The organism is Streptomyces sp. NBC_01446 (assembly GCF_026340095.1).
Lineage (GTDB): Bacteria > Actinomycetota > Actinomycetes > Streptomycetales > Streptomycetaceae > Streptomyces > Streptomyces aureus.
Window position 1 is genome coordinate 1,813,932 of the sequence record NZ_JAPEPO010000001.1, and the last position, 20,800, is coordinate 1,834,731.

Sequence of the window (20,800 nt, forward strand, 5' to 3'; positions counted from 1 at the left end):
AAGTACACCGTAGGACCGCCGCCAGGACAGCCGACAACTCCTAGAACGGGACCCTCTCATGGCCGACGATCAGCACTACGACGTCATCATCATCGGTACGGGGGCGGGGGGCGGTACGCTCGCCCACCGGCTGGCCCCCACCGGAAAGCGGGTCCTGATCCTGGAACGCGGCGGCTACCTGCCACGGGAGCGGGACAACTGGGACTCCACAGCCGTCTTCGTCAAGGGCAAGTACCGTGCCCCGGAGTTCTGGTACGACAAGGACGGCCACCAGTTCCCCCCGGAGGTCAATTACTACGTCGGGGGCAACACCAAGTTCTACGGCGCCGCGCTCTTCCGGCTCCGGCCCGAGGACTTCGGCGAACTGCGCCACCACGGCGGCATCTCTCCGGCGTGGCCGATCCGCTACGAGGACCTGGAGCCCTACTACACCCAGGCCGAACACCTCTACCTGGTGCACGGGCGGCACGGCGAGGACCCCACCGCAGGTCCGGCCGGCGCGCAGTACGCCTACCCGCCGGTCGAGCACGAGGCGCGCATCCAGCAGCTCAGTGACGATCTGGGGAAGGCGGGCCTGCACCCGTTCCACCTGCCGATCGGCGTGAACCTCACCCAGGACGAGAACGGCCGGGCCACCCATGACAGCGCCTGCATCCGCTGCGACCGGGTCGACGGCTTCCCCTGCCTGATGGGCGCGAAGTCCGACGCGCAGGTGATCTGCGTCGACCCGGCACTGACGTACGACAACGTCACGATGGTGACGGAAGCCGATGTGAGGCGTCTGGAGACCGACCCGACCGGACGCACCGTGACCAGGGTCGTCGCCGAGCTCAAGGACGGAGCGACCGAGGGATTCAGCGCCGACATCGTGGTGGTCGCGGCCGGCGCGGTCAACTCCGCCGTCCTGTTGCTGCGTTCGGCCAATGACAGGCACCCCGGCGGGCTTGCCAACAGCTCGGACGTGGTGGGACGCCACTACATGCGTCACAACAACCTGGCACTGATGGCGGTGTCGAAGGAACCGAACCCGACCAGATTCCAGAAGACCCTGGCGCTGAACGACTGGTACCTGGGCGCGGACGACTGGGAGTATCCGCTCGGCGGCATCCAGATGCTCGGCAAGTCGGACGCCGACCAGATCCACGGTGAGGCACCGCGCTGGGCCGGTGCCGTCATGCCCGACATGCCCTTCGAGGTGCTGGCGCACCATGCCGTCGACTTCTGGCTGTGCGGAGAGGACCTTCCGCTGCCCGAGAGCCGAGTCACCCTCGACAAGGACGACGCCATCCACCTGGCTCTCGACGAGAAGAACAACATCGCCGGGTTGAAGCGCCTCCAGCACAAGCTGCGGGGGATGCTGGGGCACCTGGGCATGCACGAGCACCACCTGTTGGATCACAGCATCTACCTGCACAAGGGCATGCCGATCGGCGCCACCGCGCACCAGGCCGGCACCGTGCGGTTCGGCGACGACCCGAAGAGTTCTGCCCTCGACGTCAACTGCAAGGCCCACGACCTCGACAACCTCTACGTCGTGGACACCAGCTTCTTCCCCAGCATCGGCGCGGTGAACCCGTCGCTGACCGCCATCGCCAACGCCCTGCGGGTCGGCGATCACATCGCCGCCCGCCTGCGCTGACGGGGGCTCCGTCGCTCCGTGAACCGGCTGAGCGCCGCTACAGGTCGTCGCCGGGCGTTCTGGCAGCCCGCGTGTCGGCGTCGGTGAGCTCCTCCAGCTCACCCATCGTGTCGAGCCGGTACAGCAGCACCAGCGCCGGACCGACCAGCAGGATCGCGATGGCTGTGACGATCATCAGCCAGCGCAGGGTGTGATCGGCACCGGCCGCCTCGGCCACCGTCAGCGAGGTGGGCAGCACGTACGGCCGCTGCGCGAAGCCCCAGGCGCCGACGACCAGGGCGACGCTCGCCACCGAGGTGTAGCGGGACCAGTCGTAGGAGCGGCGCCACACCAGCAGGACCGTGGCCAGACCACAGACCGCGGCCAGGATGATCAGGAGCAGGCCGGGCCCCCCGGTGAGGCCGTCCCAGACGTACCGGGCGTCGTCGTGGGTGACGGGCAGGCCGATGAGTGCGAGGACGACGACCGCGGCGAAGGCGATCAGCGCCCGCAGTCGGAAATAGTCGACGAGGTCGTCGGCGCCGAACCGCAGCGCGTCGGAGCAGAGGAAGACCGCGCCGAGGAACGCGGTGGCGGCGATGGCCAGCAGTCCCACGAGGACGGAGGTTCCATTGGCCCAGGCGTCCGCGGAGGCGGTCGTGCCGACCTCGACCCGACCGGAGGCGATGCCGCCGAGCACCGCCCCGAGGAAGAACGGCGTGAGCAACGACGAGATGGCGAACACGGCGCCGTAGATCCGCTGTTGGGCCAAGCGGCGGGTCGGCTTGCGCAGGGCGAATCCGGCGCCGCGGAGCACCAGGCCGACAGCGGCGAGGGCGAGCGGCAGCCACATCGCGGAGAAGACGGCCTGGAACATCGTCGGGAAGCCGGTCCACATGATCACCAGAATGAAGATCAACCAGACGTTGTTGACCTCCCAGACCGGTGCCATGGCGTGGTCGATCAGCCGGCGGGGTCGTTTGCCGCGCTCCGCGCCGCCGGCCAGGAGGTCCCAGAATCCCGCGCCGTAGTCGGTACCTCCGGCGCAGGCGTAGGCGGCGATCGCGAGCACCACCACCCATGCGATGAAGTCGGCCATCACGACGCACCGCCAGAGGTGCGGTCGGAGCCGCCGGGCTCGGCCCCGGTGGTGGGCTCGGGCTCGCTTCTGGGCCCGTAGGGGGTGTCGGTCTCGGGCGGCAGTTCGCCGCGCGCGGCGGCGAGGCCTTCGTCGGCGATGCGCCAGCGGGTGCGCATCTTGAGGACGACCGCGAGGAACGAGCCGAAGACAGCCACGTACACGACCATGACCAGGCCGAGCATCGCCCACAGCGATCCGGCACGCGTACCGGTCACCGCCTCCGAGACCCTCATGTGCTGGTAGACGATCCAGGGCTGGCGGCCGACCTCCGTGGTGATCCACCCGCACTCGACGGTGACCAGGCACGCGACTCCCGCGATCGCGGCGCAGCGGAAGAACCAGCGGCTGCGCGGGAGGTCCCGGCGCCGCAGCCAGCACCAGCCGTACCAGAGCGCGAGCAGGATCAGCACGCTGCCGACAGTGACCATGATGTCGAAGGCCCAGTGGGCGATGGTGGCCTGAGTCGCCGTCGGGCGGTCGCTCGCCGCGACCGATGACAGGCCCGTCACCTTGGTGTCCGGGCTGAATCCGGCGAGGATCGAGTCCAGCTGGGGAATCTTGAGACCGCCGGAGATCGTCCCGTCGGGATGCAGGCGCCCGAACATGTACTCCGGTACGTGGGTGTCGGTCTTCCAGACGATCTCCGTGGCGGCGAACTTGATCGGCTGCTTGTGGAAGACGGCGCGAGCGGCGGAGTCACCGAGCATGAACTGGACCGGAGTGAGGATCGCGGCAACCGTGAACGGCACCGTGAAGCCGAGCCGGTGGTAGCGGTCACGGCGCCCGCGCAGCCAGCCGACCGCGTACACACCCGCGACCACGTAGCCGGCGGTCAGGAGCATCGCGACCACGAAGTGCCAGTAATCCGGGCCGAACATCGGTGTGAAGATCGCCTGCCGCACATCGACGGCGACGGGATTGCCCAGGGCGTCCGGACGGAACCCCTGCGGGGTGTTCATCCAGGAGTTGGCCGCGATGATGCCGAACGCCCCCATCAGGGCGGCCAGCGGCAGTGGTACGGCGAGCCAGAAGTGGGTCCGGGGCTTGAGCCGGCGCCAGCCGTAGAGGTAGATCGCGATCAGGACGGCCTCCAGGAAGAACGCCCACGCCTCGATGCCGAACCCGAGGCCGAAGACGTCGCCCCAGCGACCCATCATGCCGGGCCACAGCAGACCGAACTCGAAGGACAGCACGGTGCCGGTGACGACCCCGACGGCGAACTGAACGGCCATCACCGCCGACCAGCGCCGGGCGAGTGTGAGGGCGACGGGGTCGTTGCGGCGAAGCGCCCGATGGTGCATGAGCAACGTGATGAACGGCAGGGCCACGCCGAACGGGACCAGCAGGATGTGCGAGGCCAGGGTGAAGGCCATCAGCTCTCGCGCCGGCAGGAGTTGGGCCGGGGTGCTGTTCGCCAGCAGGGCAGCGGTGCTGAGCATGTGAGCCTCGAGGGTCTGCCCTGCAAGGGTGGCGGGGCTGCGGAGGGACAGGATGCGGAGGACTGCCCGCAGAGGGTCGGCCGGGGCCGACCTCAGGGAGGCTCGGGCGCCTTCGGGCCGGCCGCACGGGCCGCCGACACGTCGGTGTCGGGCATGGTGAAGGCGCGTTCGCGGCGAGAGCCGGTGGCGAAGACGACGGACCAGCTGAGCACCGCTCCCAGTCTGCTGCGGAAGCCGGTGAGAAAGGCCAGGTGGATGAAGAGCCAGGCCAGCCAGCCGGTGAAGCCCGACAGATGCAGCGGGCCGGCCTTGACGACAGCCCGGCCGCGGGCGATGTAGGCGGCGCTGCCGAGATCCACGTACGTGAAGGGCTTCGGCTCCTTCGTCCTGCCTTCGACGGCGTGGCGCACACTCCGGCCCGCGTACGCACCCGACTGCATGGCGACCTCGGCCAGTCCCGGCAGCCGGTTCAGACTCATCGCGTCGCCCGTGACACGGATCTCCGGATGGCCGGGGACGGTGAGGTCGGGTTCGACGAGGATGCGTCCGGCCCGGTCCTGTTCGGCGCCGGTCGCGCGGGCCAGCGCGGCCGCGATCGGCGGCGCCTCGACGCCCGCCGTCCACAGCACGGTGCGTGCATCGAACCGGGTCGTCCCGCCGTCATGGTCTTGTACCGTCAGGCCGTCCGCGCGGACGTCGGTGACCCTGGTGCCCAGGTGGAGCTCCACTCCGAGACTCTGCAGGGTTCGGGCCGCACGGTGGGCCAGCCGCGGGCCGAACGCACCCAGCACCGCGTCGGACCCCTCGAAAAGCAGCACCCGGGCCTTGGCGGAGTCAATCTTCTGAAACTCCCGGTCGAGCGTGTGCCCGGCGATCTCCCGGATCTGTCCCGCGAGTTCGACACCGGTCGGCCCGCCGCCCACGAGGGCGAAGGTGAGCCATTGCTGCCGTTCCCGGTCGTCCGATGCCGTTTCGGCCATCTCGAATGCCCGGTAGATCCGTCGGCGGACAGCGAGCGCGTCGTCCAGGGTCTTCATGCCGGGGGCGTGCGCGGCGAACTCGTCGTGCCCGAAGTAGGACTGACGCATGCCCACCGCGACGATCAGATCGTCGTACGGCAGCACGACGTCTCCGCCCTCGGGTCGCCGGGCGTGGACCAGCCGGGCGCCGGCATCCACGTCGGTGGCTTCGGCAAGCACGCAGCGCACGTTGTGGTGGCGCCGCAGGACCGCGCGGAGCGGTTGGGCGATCTGCCCCTCGGACAGGATCCCTGAGGCACACTGGTACAGCAGCGGTTGGAAGAGGTGGTGGGCGCGGCGGTCGACCACGGTCACCGCGACCGGTGACTTCCGCAGGGCACGGGCGACGAACAGCCCCGCGAACCCTCCGCCGAGGATCACCACCCGGCGGGGCGTGACGTGATCCCGCATCGGAGATCAGCCTCCGGTGGCGAAGCCGGGAAAAAGCGTCATTCCGCCGTCGACGTAGAGGGTGGTGCCGACGACGTAGTCGAGCAGGTCGGACGCCACGGCGACGACGGCGTTGGCGATGTCGTCCGGGTCGCCCACGCGGCGGTACGGGATCAGGCGCAGGAGGTCGGCCTCGGCCTCGGGGGTGGACCAGGCGTCGCGGTTGATCGGCGTGCGGATGGCGCCGGGTGCGATCGCGTTGACCCTGATCCGCTGGGGTGCGAGCTCCTGGGCGAGGGTCTGCATCAGCATGCCCACACCGCCCTTGGAGGAGGCGTAGTTCACGTGCCCCGCCCACGGGACGATCTGGTGGACCGAACTCATGCAGATGATCTTTCCCGCCGAACGGGAGACCTCCTGCACCACGCCGCGCCGGATGAACTCCTTGGCGGCCTCCCGCGCGCAGAGGAACTGGCCGGTCAGGTTGACGGAGATGACTTTCTCCCACTGGGCGAGTGTCATCTCGGTCACGGCTGCGTCCCGCTGGAGGCCCGCGTTGGCCACCATGATGTCAATGGTGCCGAACTCCTCGACCATCCGCGCGACCATGGCGGTCACCTGGTCCTCGGCGGACACGTCGGCCTCGTGGGCGTAGGCGCGGACGCCGAAGCCCTCGATCTCCTTCACGACTTTGTCCGCCTCGTCCGCACCGACGACGTAGTTCACCACGACGTCCGCTCCGGCCCGGCCCAGGGCAATGGCGGTCGCCAGACCGATGCCCGAGTTGGCACCGGTCACGAGCGCCTTCTGGCCCCTGAGGAGCTGCGCGGACACCACCCCGCGGCTCTCGTTGGAGTTTCCTGCCACCACGTTCTCTCCTTCTGCCTAGTCGACGGATGCCCTCGAGGACCGGACGACGCGCGGGAGGAGAACGGAACGTCGGCCGGCCCGTCAGGCAGTCACAGGAGCCGTCGCACACCCGGCCCCCAGACGAAAGCACCCTGCGCCGCGGTGGGGCAGACCGGCGCGCGAAACGGCCGTACTTCAGCCGAGCGCGTCACACAGTCGGGCTACGAGCCCGCCCCCGAGCCCCGCCCAGGCCGGTGTCACGCGGGCCACCGAGGAGCCAAGGGGCACGCCAAGCACGCTGGACGGCGGCGGCAGGGCTCCTTAACGGCCAGAACGCGGCGACACAAGCCGTCGCTGCAGACGCCCTTCAAGACGGTCGTCCGAGCAGCCTTCCGATGTCTCTCCTGGCACCTGACCCCACCCTGAACAGGCCATATACCAAGGCTCTTCCGTGAGGCGGAAGCCGCATTGCGTCTCCGTGACGCTCTCCCGGACGATGCGACCACCACCAGAGACGGGAGCCGCATCCATGCCTCACACGACCGCCTTCGCCAGGAACCAGTGGTACGTAGCGGCGTACGGGACGGAGGTCGGGCGGGAGCTGCTCGCCCGCACCGTCCTCGGCGAGCCGATCGCCTTCTACCGGACCGAGGACACGGGCGAGGTCGTCGCCCTGGCGGACCGCTGCGTGCACCGCCGCTTCCCGCTCTCGCAGAGCAGGCTCGACGGCGACAAGGTGGTCTGCGGCTACCACGGCTTCACCTACGACACGACCGGCACCTGCGTGTACGTCCCCGGGCAGAAGCGCATCCCCCGTACCGCCAGGGTGAGTTCGTACCCCGTGGCCGAGCTGGACTCCTTCGTGTGGGTGTGGATCGGCGACCCCGCGCTCGCGGACCGGACGACGATCCCGCGGGCCCCGCACCTGGCCGACTCCGGGCACTGGACGACGGTCGGCGGGATGGAGCCCATCGACGCCGGCTACGGCCTGCTGGTCGACAACCTGATGGACCTCTCCCACGAGACGTATCTGCACGGCGGCTACATCGGCACGCCCGAGGTCGCCGACACCCCCATGACGACGGAGGTCGACGAGGGCGCGGGCGTCGTCCGCGTCAGCCGGCACATGGACGACGCCGAGTGTCCGCCGTTCTACGCCAACTCCACCGGCATCAAGGGCCGTATCACCCGCTGGCAGGACATCGAGTACCACGCCCCCTGCCTGTATCTGCTGCACAGTCGCATCGCCCCGCAGGGCGTCCTGCCGAACCCGGACGGCACCGACCCGGACGCCTTCCACGTGGAGATCACCTACGCGATCACACCGTCCACGCCGGACCACGTCTACGACTTCTGGGCCGTCTCCCGCGACTTCGGCCACGGCGACGAGGAGATGTCCACGTTCCTGCGCGACTTCAACCACGAGGTGGTCATGCAGGACGTGAACGCGCTGAACCTGCTCCAGAAGACCCTGGAGAGCGAGCCCGCCGGCTACCAGGAACTCAGTATCAACATCGACACGGGCGGCCTCGCCGCCCGCCGGATCCTGTCCCGTCTCGCCGCAGAGGGCGACCGGTCCGCGTCGCCCGACAACGTCGCGCGATGAGCCGCCCGCCCACCGCCGAGGTGTACCGCGTCGACTGGGTCCCCGGCACCGACGAACTGCACGGCATCTGCCACTGCGGGGCCGAGCACGACACGCAGGACCCCGTGTTGATGTGGCAGTGGATGCTGTCCCACCCCGATCACCAGGAGGACGACCGGTGACCCCGCCCTACGAAGCCGATCTCGTCGTCGCCGCACGGACCGAAGAGGCCACCGGCGTGGTGTCCTTGACGCTCCGCCACCCGGAGGCGGACCCGCTGCCCTCCTGGGAGCCGGGTGCCCACGTGGACCTGGTCCTCATGGACGGCCTGGTCCGCCCGTACTCGTTGTGCGGCGACCCCGCCGACCGCACCACCTGGACCGTCGCCGTCCTCCACGAACCGCGCGGACGCGGCGGATCGGCGTACGTGCACGAGAAGCTGACCCGTGGCGCGGTCGTACGCGTCCGGGGACCACGCAACCACTTCCCGCTCCACGAGGCACCGGGCTACCGCTTCGTGGCGGGCGGCATCGGGATCACCCCGATCCTTCCGATGGTGGCTGCCGCCGAGGCGGCGGGCGCCGAGTGGAGCCTGCTGTACGGCGGCCGCACCCGCGGTTCGATGGCGTTCCTCGGCCTACTCTCCGTCTACGGCGCGAAGGTGCGCGTCGCGCCGGAGGACGAGACGGGCCTCCTCGACCTCGACGGGTATCTCGGCCCGCCGGACACGGACGGCGACGGCACCCTGGTCTACTGCTGCGGCCCGGGACCGCTCCTGGACGCCGTCGAGGCCCGGGGCGCCGCGCACACCGAGCGTTTCCGGCCGACGCAGGACGGACCGGACGGCGCCGACGGCACGGACCACGCCTTCGAGGTGGAGCTGCGGCGCTCCGGCCGCACCCTGACCGTGCCGCCCGGCCGCAGCATCCTGCACACGGTGCGGGAGGCGGGGGTCGAGGTGCTGTACTCCTGCGCGGAAGGCACCTGCGGGACCTGCGAGACCGACATCGTGGAGGGCGCGGCGGACCACCGGGACTCGGTGCTCACCGCCGAGGAGCGGGCGGCGGGCGAGACGCTGATGATCTGCGTCTCGCGCTGCCTGGGCCCGCGCCTCGTCCTCGACATGTGACCCCGTTGGGGTGTCCCGTCCTACCTCTGATATCTCGCGAGCACCAGATTTCCGTCCTTCACCAGGCGTTTGCGCAGTTCACCGAGGCCGATCGAGCCGCTGTAGTACTCCTGGAGAGCGGGCGTCGCGACCTTGTCCTTCCATTCCGCGTAGCCGCGCACCGACTGCGCCGGGGCCGAGCGGAGGTCACCGGCGAGGGCCGTGCCGGTCGCCCAGTCGTGCTTCTCCGTGTGCAGGGCCGGGTCCTTCAGCGCCTCGGTGCCGGTGGGCAGCATCCAGTCGCCGAGCGCGAGACGCACCATGTTGGGCGGCCGCAGCAGGAAGTCGATGAACTGCGCCGCCTCCTTCTTGTGCGGGCTGTCCTCGGCGACGGACAGGGTCTGCGGGGAGACGCCCTGGGCGAGCCCGTCACGGCCCGCGGGCGCCGGGAGCACCTGCCAGTCGAATCCCTTGGGCGCCTGCTGGACGATCTGCTGGCGGTATGAGAAGCCGAGCGGGACCATCGCGTACTTGCCCGCGAAGAAGCCGGGAAGCGTGTCCGAGCCGCCCATGCCGAGCGTCGCGCCCGAGGCGCTGCCGTCGGTGTCGACCTGGTCGTGGACCGTGCGGGGCACGACCTGGTCCGCGGCGTCGAAGCGGACCGTCACCTTGCCGTCGGCGCCGCGGTGGAACATGCGTCCGCCGGCCGAGAGGGAGAGGTTGAGGGTCGCCGAGACGGGCTCCTTCAGCGGCCACGCGACACCGAACTTCTTGCCGCCGCTCAGCTTCTTCGTGACGGCCCTGAACTCCTCCCAGGACCAGGGCTTCTCAGGCGTCGGGATGCGTACACCCGCCGCCTTGAGGATCTTCGAGTTGGCGATGAGGACGCGCGGCTCCTGGAGGAACGGCACGCCGTAGACGCCGTCACCGAAGGTCGCGGTCTCCCAACTGTGCTGCGGAATGTCGGACTTGAGGTGGGCGGGCAGCAGGTCCCGCAGATCGGCGAGGTAGCCGCCGTACGCGAAGTCCGCGAGGTCGTCGGAGGCGTCGTGGATGACGTCGGGCGCCTCCCCTCCCTCGAAGGAGGTGAGCAGCTGGTCGTGGACGCTGTCCCAGCTGCCCTGGACGTACTTGACCTGGATGTCCGGGTGCGCCGCGTTCCACTCCTTCACGAGCTGCTTGTTGGCGTCGACGGACTCCTTCTGCCAGGCGAGGGACTGGAACTCCAGAGTGATCCTGCCGTCGTCGGCCGTCCCGCCGGACGAACAGCCGGTGAGCAGCAGGGCCACGGCCGCGGTGACGGCGGCCAGCCGGGACACGCGCCTCATGACTTCACCGCCCCGGTCAGCATCCCGCCGGTGAGTCTGCGCTGGATGAGCGCGAAGATCACCAGTGAGGGCAGGGTCGCGAGGAACGCCGCGGCGGCCAGCGGCCCCAGGTCGGCGACGCCCTCCGCGCCGAGGAAGTGCGTCAGGATCACCGGCAGCGTCTGCCGCTCCGGCGTCTTCATCAGGACCAGCGCGAAGAAGAACTCGTTCCACGCGGTGATGAACGCGAACAGGGCCGTCGCCACCAGGCCCGGCGCGAGCAGGGGCGCCGTGACGGAGACGAGGGTGCGCAGCTTTCCGGCTCCGTCGACGGCGGCCGCCTCCTCCAGCTCGGGCGGCACGGCCCGGACGTAGCCGACCAGCATCCACAGTGCGAAGGGCAGCGACCACACGACGTAGACCATGGTCAGGCCGGGCAGCGAGTTGATCAGGTGCAGGTTCTTCAGGATCAGGAAGAGCGGGATGATCAGCAGGACGAACGGGAACGCCTGGCTGACCACCACCCAGCCCGTCGCCGCGCGGGACAGCGCGGAGCGGTGGCGGGCCATCACGTACGCCATCGGGGTCGCGATGACGACGGCGATCAGAGCCGCGCAGACCGCCACGAGCACGGAGTTGGCGGCGGCCCTCAGGAGGGGCTGCTCGTCGAACGCCTGGCGGAAGTTGGCCAGTGTGGGGTCCTTGGGTATCCACGTGGGGTGCAGGCTCGCGAGTTCGCGGGGCGGCTTGAACGCCGTGGAGATCAGCCACAGGAACGGGAACGCGAGGAAGACGAGATAGGCGAGCAGCGCGAGGTACTGGCCCGCGCGCGCCGGCCTGCTCGGCCGGATGCCTGTACGGGTACGGCTCACTGCTCGTCGCCTCCCTTGAGCCGGCCCACGAGGTAGAAGGCGAGGATGACCGAGATGACCGCGACCATCACGCAGCCCATCGCCGCCGCGTAGCCGAACTGGCCGTAGCGGAAGGCCTCTTCGTAGGCGAAGAGCATGGGCAGGCGGGTCCGGCCGCCCGGGCCGCCGTTGGTCAGGACGTAGACCAGGGCGAACGAGTTGAAGTTCCAGATGAAGTTGAGCGCGGTGATGGCGAGGGCGACCGGCCTGAGCGCGGGCCATGTCACCGCGCGGAAGCGGCCCCAGGCGCCCGCGCCGTCGAGCGCGGCGGCCTCGTGGAGTTCGGGCGAGGTGTTCTGGAGTCCGGCGAGCAGGGCGACGGTGGTCTGCGGCATGCCCGCCCAGATGCCGACGACGATCACCGCGGGCAGCGCGGTCGCCAGACCGGTGAGCCAGTCGCGCCCGTCACCGAGGCCGAAGTCGCGGATGGTCTCGTTGAGGATGCCCGCGTCCGGGTTGTAGACGAGGCGCCACATGATGCCGACGACCACCTCGGGCATCGCCCAGGGAATGATCGCGAGCGCCCGCGCCAGAAAGCGGAAGCGGAGGTTCTGGTTGAGCAGGAGCGCGAGGCCCAGCGCGAGCAGGAACTGCGGGACGGTCACCCCGACCGCCCACAGCAGGCCGATCCGGAACGAGTCCCAGAACAGCGTGTCGTGCAGCAGGTCCTGGAAGTTGAGCGCCCCCACCCACTGGGTCGGCGCCGTACGTCCCGCCTGCGCGTCGGTGAACGCCAGCGCGATGCCGTAGAGGAGGGGCCCGACGCTGAGCACCAGGATGGGGATGAGGGCGGGCAGGACCAGGAACCAGGCGCCGCGGTCCGCCGGGTGCCCACCGCCCGGCGGTCCTGGCGCGCGCCTCGCCGGCCGCGTCGTTGCGGTCGCCAATGTCACGTGTTCGGCTCCTTCGGGCGACGGGTGCGGCACCGGCCGTCCCGGCGGCCCCCGTCATCGTGCTGAGGGACCCGTGCCTCGTCAAGCCGCTGCGCACGACGTTGTCCGTTACGGCGCCGACCGGGGCGTATGCGCACGTGAAGCGGGTGCGAGACTGGGCCCGGACCATGGGATCGGCGGGAGGCACGTGATGGACGAGGCGCAGGCGCGGAAGGTGCTCGCGGCGGCGGGGCTCTCCGGCGGGCAGCGGGGCGGCGGGCAGGAGGCCGAGCTGCTGGCGCTCGGCGAGAACGCCGTGTTCGCGCTCGGTGATCTCGTGGTCAAGGTGGGCCGCGACCCCGAACTCCTGGAGCGGGCGCGGCACGAGCTCGCCGTCGCGGGCTGGCTCGCCGGCCAGGGCGTGCCGGCCGTGCGCGCCGCCGAGCCGGAGCCGCTCCTCGTGGACGGCCACCCGGTGACGCTGTGGCACCGCGTTCCGGCCGCGCTGCGCCCCGCCGAACCGCGCGACCTGGCCGAGCTGCTCCGCCTCGTGCACGCCCTGCCCGCGCCGCCCTTCGCGCTGCCGCGCCGCGAGCTGCTCGGCGGCGTCGAGCGGTGGCTGCGGCTCGCGGGCGACGCGATCGACCCCGCCGACGCGGCGTACCTGCGCGAACGGCGCGACGGCTTCGCGGACGCGGCGGCGGCGCTCGTCCCGCGTCTGGCGCCGGGCCCGATCCACGGGGACGCGCTGCCGCGCAACGTGCACATCGGCGCCGACGGGCCCGTCCTCGTCGACCTGGAGACGTTCTCCTCCGACCTGCGCGAGCACGACCTGGTCGTCATGGCGCTCTCCCGCGACCGGTACGGCCTCGACCCCGAGGCGTACGACGCGTTCACGCGGACGTACGGCTGGGACGTGCGGGAATGGGACGGGTGCGCCGTGCTGCGCGGCGCGCGCGAGACGGCGAGCTGCGCGTGGGTCGCCCAGCACGCGCCGGCCAACCCCAAGGCGCTCGCGGAGTTCGAGCGCAGGGTGGCGTCGTTGCGGGACGGGGATCCGGCGGTGCGCTGGTACCCGTTCTGACGGGTGCCGTTCCCGGCAGGTGACCGAACCTCCGCTCGGGCGTGGGCGGTTGAACTTCCGCTCGCGAGACGGCGGTTGGACTCCCGCGCAGGAGTTGTTGGACTTTCGCGCTGAATTCATCCGATCTCTTTCCTGCGATGGGGTCCTGGAGCAAGGTACGGCGGAGTTGGCCGCCCCTTGCCTGGAGGACCCGATGCCCGCACACCCTGAACCCGGCTCCACCGTCTCCCGCCGCTCCGTTCTCAAATACGGCTCAGCCATCGGATCTCTCCTGGCCCTGAGCCAAGTCCCCGCCTTCACGGCGCAGGCGGCGCCGAGACCCGGCGGACACCCGGTCGCGCCACGCCTGGTCCCTGAGGCCGACGCCCTCGCACTGCGGTACGGGTCCCCGGCCGCCGAGGACCAGCTCATGCGGGAGGGGCTGCCGATCGGCAACGGCCGCCTCGGGGCCGTCGTCTCCGGGCACCCGTCCCGCGAGGTCCTGTCCGTCTCGGACATCACCCTGTGGACGGGCGGGGCGAACGACGCACTGGAGTCGGACGGCCAGTTCCCTTACGACACCGCCCACTTCGGCTCGTACGGCGTCCTCGTCAAGGCGTATCTGGAGGTGCCGGGGCACGACCCGTCCGCCGTGAGCGGCTACCGGCGCCGCCTCGACCTCAGCAACGGCCTGACGACGGTGGAGTACGAGCTCGGTGGCACCCGCTACCGGCGGGAGATCTACTGCAGCCACCCCGACGACGTGATCGTCGTCCGGCTCACACGCGTAGGGGGTGGCACCTGGAGCGGACGCCTCACGCTGACCGGGACACGCGGCGAGCCGATCACCGTGGACCCCGCCACCGCCTCGGCCGGCTTCGCCGCGAAACTCGACAACGGCCTCGCCTACGCCGCCGTCGCGCGGGCCGCGACGCACCGCGGCGGCACGGTCGGCGCGAGCGGCTCCTCGGTCACCTTCGAGGGCTGCGAGGACGTGCTCCTCGTCCTGAGCGGCGGCACCTCCTACTCCCCCGAGGCTGACGGGTTCATCGACCGCGACGCCGACCCGCACGCCACCGCCGCCGCGCGGACCGCAGCCGCGGCGAACGCCGGCGCGACCCGTCTCCTCGCCGCCCACGTCGCCGACCACCGCGCCCTGTTCGACACCATGAGCGTCGACCTGGGCGCGTCCACCGCCGCGCAGCGGGCCCTGGACACCGACAAGCGACTCCTGGCCCGGCAGGCCTCCGGTGGCCGCCCCGACCCCGAACTCGAGGCTTCGTACGTCCAGTTCGGCCGCTACCTCACCGTGTGCGGCTCGCGCTCCTCGCTGCCGCTCAACCTCCAGGGCCTGTGGATCGACCGGAACGACCCGGCGTGGATGGCGGACTACCACACCGACATCAACCTCCAGATGAACTACTGGCCCACCGACAGGACCGGCCTGCCCGGCTGCTTCGACGTGCTCGCCGACTACTGCCTCGCCCAGGTCCCGCACTGGGAGAAGCGCACCCGCGACCTGTTCAACGACCCGCGCAACGGCTTCCGCAACACGAGCGGCGAGATCGCGGGGTGGACCACGGCGATCTCCACCAACACCATGGGCGGCCCCGGCTGGTGGTGGCACCCAGCGGGCAACGCTTGGCTGTGCAACTCCCTCTTCGAGCACTACGAGTTCACCCTCGACCGGCGCTACCTGGCGAAGATCCTGCCGCTCCTGGAGGGGGCCTGCGCGTTCTGGGAGAAGCGGCTCGTCACGGCGACGGTGAAGGACCCGAGGACCGGGGCCGACGTCGAGGTGCTCGTCGACGACCACGACTGGTCGCCGGAGCACGGCCCGACCGACGCGCGCGGCATCACGTACGCCCAGGAGCTGGTCTGGCAGCTCTTCGAGAACTTCCGCACCGCCACGACGGCCCTCGGCACCTCCAAGGCGTACGCCCGCCGCGTCGCCGCCCTCCAGGACAGGCTGTACCTGCCGCGCGTCAGCCCCACCACCGGGTGGCTGGAGGAGTGGATGGGCGGCGCGAACCTCGGAGAGACGCAGCACCGGCACCTCTCCCACCTCGTCGGACTGTTCCCCGGCGACCGCGTCAGCCGCGACCGCAGCCCGCACGACGTCCTCGTCGGCGTCGACAAGGGCCTCACGGCCCGCGGCATGGACACCTACGGCTGGGGCTGCGCGTGGCGTGCCTTGTGCTGGGCGCGGATGAAGGACGCGGAGAAGGCGTACCAGCTCGTCGGCACGGTGCTGCGGCCCTCCATGAACCACAGCAACGGCACCGCGCCCAACTTCTTCGACATGTACCAACTGGGCGGCGACAGCTCGGTGTTCCAGATCGACGCCAACTTCGGCACGACGGCCGCCGTGATCGAGATGCTCCTCTACTCCCGCCCCGGCCTCGTCGAACTCCTGCCCGCCCTGCCGGTCGCGTGGGGCGCGTCGGGCAAGGTCACCGGCATCGGCGTGCGCGGCGGGTTCACCGCCGACCTGGAGTGGAAGGACGGCGTGGCGACGAAGCTCCGGCTCACCTCGACCGGCGGCCGCACCACGCGCGTACGGGCCGGCTCCTGGACGAAGGACGTCAGCCTGAAGCCGGGCTCGAGCGTCACCCTGACCCCCTCGTACGCGTCGCAGCGCTACGTACTCGTCAACCGGGCCGACAGCGGCATGGCGATCGAGGTGTCGGGGACCGCCGAGTCCGCGCCGCTGGTCCTGGGCGCGCGCACGGGCGGCGCCTCGCAGCAGTGGAAGTTCGCGAAGGCCCTGGACGGCGGTGACCGCCTGACCAACGTGCACTCCGGCCTGACGGCGGACGTCAGCGGAGGCCAGGCCACGGAGAACGCCCCGATCGTCCAGTACCGGGCCACCGGCGCGGACAACCAGCACTGGCGCGCGGAGTCCACGGACGGTGGCCACGTCCGCCTGGTGTGCGTCCGCACGGGCAAGTCCCTCGGCACGGCGGGCGGTTCGACGGCGAAGGGCACGGCGGTCGTCCAGCAGACGTACACGGGCGCGGCGTCGCAGCAGTGGCGGCGGGTGGCCGTGTAGAGCGGCCCGGCGGCGGGATCTTCACGGCTTCACCGGCCCCCCGGCCGGTGAAGCCGTGAAACCCCGCCTCACTGCTCAGACCTCGGGCCCCGTCAGCTCCCGCATCGGCCACGTCGCCTCGACCACCGCCTGTGCGTCGCCCTTGCGGCGCAGAAAGGACTGGAAGTCCGCCGCCCACTGCGCGTACCACTCGATCTGGGATGCGTGGAGCCGGGCCGGTCCGAGGGAGGCGACCTTCGGGTGGCGGCTAGCTATCGCGGAGGCCAGGCGCGCGGCGGCGAGGGCGTCGGCGGAGGCGTCGTGCGCGGATTCGAGCGTCACGCCGTACTCCGCGCACACCGCCTCGAGGTTCCGCTTGCCCTTGCGGTAGCGGTCCACCGAGCGGTCGATCGTGTACGGGTCGATGACGGGCGCGGGGTCCATGCCGCCGAGCCGCTCCCGCAGCGACGGCAGACCGTGGCGGCGCAGCTCGGCGGAGAGCAGCGTCAGGTCGAACGCGGCGTTGTACGCGACGACGGGCACCCCCGTGCGCCAGTACCCGACGAGCGTCTCCGCTATGGAGTCCGCGACCCGGTCGGCCGGCTCACCGTCGGACGCCGCTCTCTCGTTGCTGATCCCGTGCACGGCGACCGCGTCGGCCGGGATCTCGACCCCCGGGTCCGCGAGCCACTGCCGGTGCCCCAGCGGCCTCGCGTCCTTGACCTCTATCACCGCGCCCGTGACGATGCGCGCCTCGCGCGGATCCGTCCCCGTGGTCTCCAGGTCGAAGCCGACCAGCAGCTCCTGGTGCCATCCCATCGCGGCCCCCTTCTTCATGGTGCGTCCCCGTGTCTCCCCCAGTGGCCACCACGATGACATGGGGCACTGACAACGGGCCGGGAGCGTTCCGCTTCCGCGACACGGCGGGGTCAGGACACGGGCCGGGCATCCGCCCACGCCAGCTCGAATTCCTCGCGATACGTCGGGAAAAGTCCGGCTTCCTCCCCGTCCCGGGCGTGGGCCTTCACCACGCGCCCGGGCCCGCGCAATACAAGGACCGGCGCCTCCATCCCCCTGGCCCGGCGCAGATACGACTGGACGACCCCGACGCCGTCCGACCCGTCGCCGTCGACGAGATACGCGGTGAACCGTGGCGTCTCGTCGTAGACCTGGATCTCGAAGGCGCCCGGGTCGCGCAGCCGGGCCCGCACCCGGCGCATGTGCAGGATGTTCATCTCGACGGCGCGGCTCAGCTCGCCCCGCTTGAGGCCCAGCTCGCGCTCCCTGCGCTTGACGGCGCTGGAGGCGGGGTTGAGGAAGAGCAGCCGCACGCGGCAGCCGGACTCGGCGAGCCGGACGAGGCGGCGGCCCGAGAAGTTCTGCACCAGCATGTTGAGGCCTATGCCGATGGCGTCGAGGCGGCGCGCGCCGCCGAAGATGTCCTCGGCCGGGAACTGTCGCAGGAGACGCACCCGGTCCGAGTGCACGCCCACGACGTCGCCGTACCGGTCGCCGACGAGTTCCTCGACGGCGTCCACCGGGAGCCTGCGGGCGGACGGCACGTCCGAGCCCGCGCCGAGCATCTCCAGGAGCCGCCCGGATGCGCGCTCGGCCTGGGCGAGGACGGCCTCGGAAAGGGCGCGGTTGCGCGAGACGACGTTCCGCGTCACCTCCAGCTCGTCGAGGGCGAGCTCGACGTCGCGGCGGTCGTCGAAGTACGGCTCGAAGCAGGGCCAGTGCTGCACCATCAGCTCGCGCAGCTGCGGCAGGGTGAGGAAGCTGAGGACGTTGTCGTCGGCCGGGTCGAGAAGATAGCCCTTGCGGCGGCTCACCTCGCGCACGGCGACGGCCCGCTGGACCCACTCCTGCCCGGCGGGCCCGGCGGCCGCCACGACCCAGTCGTCCCCGTGGACGGGTTCGTAGATGGGGCGCAGCACGGCGGCCACCACGGCCCGCAGCCGCTGTTCGACCAGGTTCAGCCAGATGTAGGCGCGGCCGGCCCGCTGCGCGCGCGTACGGACCTCGCTCCAGGCGTCGGCGCCCCAGGCGAACTCCGACTCCGGTCCGATCTGGGATCCCATGTCCATGGGCCGCGCCAAGGACACCGCTCCGGGCGGGACGTCAGCGGAGCTCCCCTCGTGACCTGCGTCACCAGGGGGCAGCTCCAGCCCACCCGAGCTCACCCACGCACCGCCTTCCGCTCCCCCGAGCAACCCCAGCAACGATCAAGGAAGGGTACTCCGGGAGTGGTCGGCGGTGCAGCCGGATGGGCAGGGTAGTTTCTCAACTACCGTTTCTGGGCACGCCGTTCTGGTCCGCGAGGTCGGCGGGAGTGAGCGGATTCATAGCGGTCACGTCCCTGGGGGCCAGTGAGAAGCCCTGCCAGTGGACCGGCATCGGCTGCTGGTCCTCGTCCCGGGCGATGTGATGGAACCCGATGTTGACCCAGGTGATCGGGTGGGTGAGCGTCTGCCCGCCGACCCACTTGTCGACGCTGGCGCCGCCGCAGTGCCCGGCCGGGTTGTCGCTCGCGTACTGCTCGCACTTCTTGTACTCGGTGAAGTACACGTCGTGCTTGGTGAACGAACGGCCCGGGAACTTGCTGGAGCGGCCGGGCACGAACTCGTAGGACCTGGGGTGGCCGTCCTTGTTCTTGCCCGCGGTGCTGACGACCCGCCACCAGCGCATGTCCTTCGCGTCACCGGCGAGTTCCTTGGTGACGGGGGTGCGGGTGGTCTTCGTGGTGGGGCTGCCGCTGCCGCGCGGCGCGGTGACCTTGGAGTCGTACTGCTCGACCTTGCTCTTGGCGGAGCCGTCGAGGCCGAAGTTGAGCCGCCAGAAGACGTTGTGGGCGTGGCTCTCGGCGTAGGCGCGGGCGCCCTTGCCGATCGGCCAGCCCTTGCCGTCCGCGCCGTTGTAGTCGTACGGGGAGATGCTGCCGGTCGCGCCGACGTTCGACGTGATCGTCCCGTCGGAGGAGAACCGCCACTCGGTGATGTACTCGTACCAGGACGCCTTGTTGACCGTGTAGACGAGGAGGTCCTTGCCCTGGGCGGTGTAGACTTTGCCGCTGCCGCCGGTGCTCGCGTCGTCGTTGAGCCGGTACGCGTGCCCACGCGCGCGCGTGGTGGTGCACAGGCCCTGCACGTTGCCCCGGTCGGGCACCTTGACGGTCTTGATGGTGCCGCCGGGGCACTCGCCGGGCTTCAGGTTCTGCAGGGCGTACCCGAAGTCGGTGCCGGTGACGTCGTCGTACTCGTTCTCGCCGTCGTCGTAGGGCACGTGCACCTGCGCGAGGCGGGCGCTGGTGAGGACGGCGATCGGCTTGGGCTCGTCCTTGGGCTGATAGCTGACGTCGTCGAGGACGAGCCCGGACAGCGTGTTGTAGTGCCAGCACATGCGCCAGGTCGTGCCCCCGTCGAGGACCTGCTCGATCTTGTACGCGGTGCTGCAGGCCGGGGCCGCGTCGGTGGGCGCCTGCGGAGCGGCGGTGGCGGGGCCCGCGGCGCTGACGGCGGTGCCGAGCAGCGCGAGGGACGTGAGGGCGACGGCGGCCCTGGCGCGGGCGCGCCGAAGTCTGTTGACGTGCATACGGAATGACTCCTTCAAGCAGGAGGAGAGGCGGGCGTGAGGGACTCAGCCGAGGCGGCCGACGGTGCGCGCGCTGAGGTCGACCACCAGGGCGCGGGTGTCGATCCACGGCCCGTTCCTGACCTTGGTGACGACGCGCAGGCACCGGTGCTCGCCGCAGGCGGTGAGGCCGGACGGGACGTGGGCGACGGTCTCCTTGCGGAAGACCATGCCGCTCAGTTCGAGCTGGTCCGTGCCCGTGAGCTGCTTGCCGGTGGCGTCCTTGTAGTCCTTCTTCAGGCCGGCGCCGAGCGGGTCCGCGATGAGGAGCTGGGTGGCCTCACCCAACTCGCCGGGACTCGGCGGCGGCTGCACGCCGTGCGCCGTGTCGGTGTTCTCGACCTTTCCGCTGTCGAGGTTCACGGTCCTGGTCACGACCGTGTCGGCCTTGTAGTCGTAGTAGACGACCTCGGCGCGCCGCTCCGCCGCCTGCGCGCCGCTCTGCGTGGGGTCCACCTCGCTGAGGTTCGTGGACAGGTGCTGCGGCCCCCGGTCGCCCTCGACGTCCCGCGCGCTCCTGCGCAGTCCGTTGCTCGCGACGGCGATCTGTTCGGCGCGCTTGATCTCGTCGTCGGTCAGCGGGTCCCTGCCGACGCCCTTGTCGCCCTCCTTCGGCGCGGCCTCCACCACGCCGTCCTTCGGGATCGCGTCCTGCTGGGCGGAGCCGGCCTTGGCCTGGTCACCCGCGCCCGTCTCCCCCGGCAGGGTCACGCCCAGCAGCACGGCGGTCGCCACGGCCGCGACGGCCGCTCCCGCCATCATTTTCCCCAGATGGCGTCTTGCGAGCTCTCGCACATCTTCCCCCTGTTGTCCCCGCGGCCCCACCTGTGGGCGGAC

Annotated in this window: 17 protein-coding genes; 6 read left to right on the forward strand and 11 right to left on the reverse strand. The window is 70.8% G+C overall.

The window, feature by feature from the left end; translation table 11 throughout:
* Positions 1–58: 58 nt before the first annotated feature.
* Positions 59–1,639: a GMC oxidoreductase gene (locus tag OG456_RS08125; RefSeq protein ID WP_266558668.1), complete on the forward strand. Its 1,581-nt coding sequence runs from the start codon at positions 59–61 to the stop codon at positions 1,637–1,639.
* A 37-nt stretch (positions 1,640–1,676) separates the two neighbouring features.
* Here OG456_RS08125 and OG456_RS08130 read toward each other — a convergent pair whose 3' ends face one another.
* The 4 genes from OG456_RS08130 to OG456_RS08145 form a co-directional block, all read right to left on the reverse strand.
* A complete protein-coding gene (locus tag OG456_RS08130; RefSeq protein WP_266558669.1) occupies positions 1,677–2,717 on the reverse strand; it encodes a cytochrome d ubiquinol oxidase subunit II in 1,041 nt (346 codons plus the stop codon).
* Positions 2,717–4,198: a cytochrome ubiquinol oxidase subunit I gene (locus OG456_RS08135; protein WP_266558670.1), complete on the reverse strand. Its 1,482-nt coding sequence runs from the start codon at positions 4,196–4,198 to the stop codon at positions 2,717–2,719. The genes OG456_RS08130 and OG456_RS08135 overlap by 1 nt, the downstream gene beginning before the upstream one ends.
* 92 nt (positions 4,199–4,290) lie before the next feature.
* Positions 4,291–5,628, reverse strand: a complete 1,338-nt coding sequence (locus OG456_RS08140; protein ID WP_266558671.1) for an NAD(P)/FAD-dependent oxidoreductase — start codon at positions 5,626–5,628, stop codon at positions 4,291–4,293.
* Positions 5,629–5,634: 6 nt separating this feature from the next.
* Positions 5,635–6,474 carry an SDR family oxidoreductase gene (locus OG456_RS08145; RefSeq protein WP_266558672.1) on the reverse strand — a complete coding sequence of 280 codons (840 nt, stop codon included), beginning with the start codon at positions 6,472–6,474 and terminating at the stop codon, positions 5,635–5,637.
* 511 nt (positions 6,475–6,985) lie between these two features.
* On the opposite strand from OG456_RS08145, the gene OG456_RS08150 reads away from it, so the two are divergent.
* The 3 genes from OG456_RS08150 to OG456_RS08160 are packed head-to-tail and all read left to right on the forward strand — an operon-like array spanning position 6,986 to position 9,170.
* Entirely contained in the window at positions 6,986–8,062 is a 1,077-nt protein-coding gene (locus OG456_RS08150) for an aromatic ring-hydroxylating dioxygenase subunit alpha (protein ID WP_266558674.1), read from the forward strand.
* Positions 8,059–8,223, forward strand: a complete 165-nt coding sequence (locus OG456_RS08155; RefSeq protein WP_266558676.1) for a hypothetical protein — start codon at positions 8,059–8,061, stop codon at positions 8,221–8,223. The genes OG456_RS08150 and OG456_RS08155 overlap by 4 nt, the downstream gene beginning before the upstream one ends.
* The gene (locus tag OG456_RS08160) at positions 8,220–9,170 is read left to right on the forward strand and encodes a PDR/VanB family oxidoreductase (protein WP_266558678.1); all 951 of its coding nucleotides are present in this window, start codon (positions 8,220–8,222) and stop codon (positions 9,168–9,170) included. The genes OG456_RS08155 and OG456_RS08160 overlap by 4 nt, the downstream gene beginning before the upstream one ends.
* 20 nt (positions 9,171–9,190) lie before the next feature.
* On the opposite strand, the gene OG456_RS08165 is transcribed toward OG456_RS08160, so the two are convergent.
* From OG456_RS08165 to OG456_RS08175, 3 genes are read right to left on the reverse strand one after another with little or no spacing between them, the layout of a single operon-like run.
* Complete coding sequence (locus OG456_RS08165) at positions 9,191–10,477, reverse strand: ABC transporter substrate-binding protein (RefSeq protein ID WP_266558680.1); 1,287 nt, start codon at positions 10,475–10,477, stop codon at positions 9,191–9,193.
* Positions 10,474–11,307 carry a carbohydrate ABC transporter permease gene (locus tag OG456_RS08170; RefSeq protein ID WP_227300627.1) on the reverse strand — a complete coding sequence of 278 codons (834 nt, stop codon included), beginning with the start codon at positions 11,305–11,307 and terminating at the stop codon, positions 10,474–10,476. Before OG456_RS08170 ends, OG456_RS08165 begins: the two co-directional genes overlap by 4 nt.
* 17 nt (positions 11,308–11,324) lie before the next feature.
* Complete coding sequence (locus OG456_RS08175; protein WP_266558682.1) at positions 11,325–12,260, reverse strand: carbohydrate ABC transporter permease; 936 nt, start codon at positions 12,258–12,260, stop codon at positions 11,325–11,327.
* A 190-nt stretch (positions 12,261–12,450) separates the two neighbouring features.
* Here OG456_RS08175 and OG456_RS08180 point away from each other — a divergent pair, with 190 nt between their 5' ends.
* Together OG456_RS08180 and OG456_RS08185 are read left to right on the forward strand one after the other, a co-directional pair.
* Entirely contained in the window at positions 12,451–13,323 is an 873-nt protein-coding gene (locus OG456_RS08180) for a phosphotransferase enzyme family protein (RefSeq protein ID WP_266558684.1), read from the forward strand.
* 193 nt (positions 13,324–13,516) lie between these two features.
* Positions 13,517–16,354, forward strand: coding sequence for a glycoside hydrolase N-terminal domain-containing protein (locus tag OG456_RS08185; RefSeq protein WP_266558686.1), 2,838 nt, complete (start codon positions 13,517–13,519; stop codon positions 16,352–16,354).
* Positions 16,355–16,429: 75 nt separating this feature from the next.
* On the opposite strand, the gene OG456_RS08190 is transcribed toward OG456_RS08185, so the two are convergent.
* The 4 genes from OG456_RS08190 to OG456_RS08205 form a co-directional block, all read right to left on the reverse strand.
* Positions 16,430–17,152 carry a 3'-5' exonuclease gene (locus OG456_RS08190; RefSeq protein WP_266569117.1) on the reverse strand — a complete coding sequence of 241 codons (723 nt, stop codon included), beginning with the start codon at positions 17,150–17,152 and terminating at the stop codon, positions 16,430–16,432.
* Positions 17,153–17,262: 110 nt separating this feature from the next.
* Positions 17,263–18,516, reverse strand: coding sequence for an SAV2148 family HEPN domain-containing protein (locus tag OG456_RS08195; RefSeq protein WP_266558688.1), 1,254 nt, complete (start codon positions 18,514–18,516; stop codon positions 17,263–17,265).
* Positions 18,517–18,616: 100 nt separating this feature from the next.
* The gene (locus tag OG456_RS08200; protein ID WP_266558690.1) at positions 18,617–19,924 is read right to left on the reverse strand and encodes a copper amine oxidase; all 1,308 of its coding nucleotides are present in this window, start codon (positions 19,922–19,924) and stop codon (positions 18,617–18,619) included.
* Positions 19,925–19,969: 45 nt separating this feature from the next.
* Entirely contained in the window at positions 19,970–20,725 is a 756-nt protein-coding gene (locus OG456_RS08205; RefSeq protein WP_323136308.1) for a Tat pathway signal sequence domain protein, read from the reverse strand.
* Between the last annotated feature and the right edge of the window lie 75 nt (positions 20,726–20,800).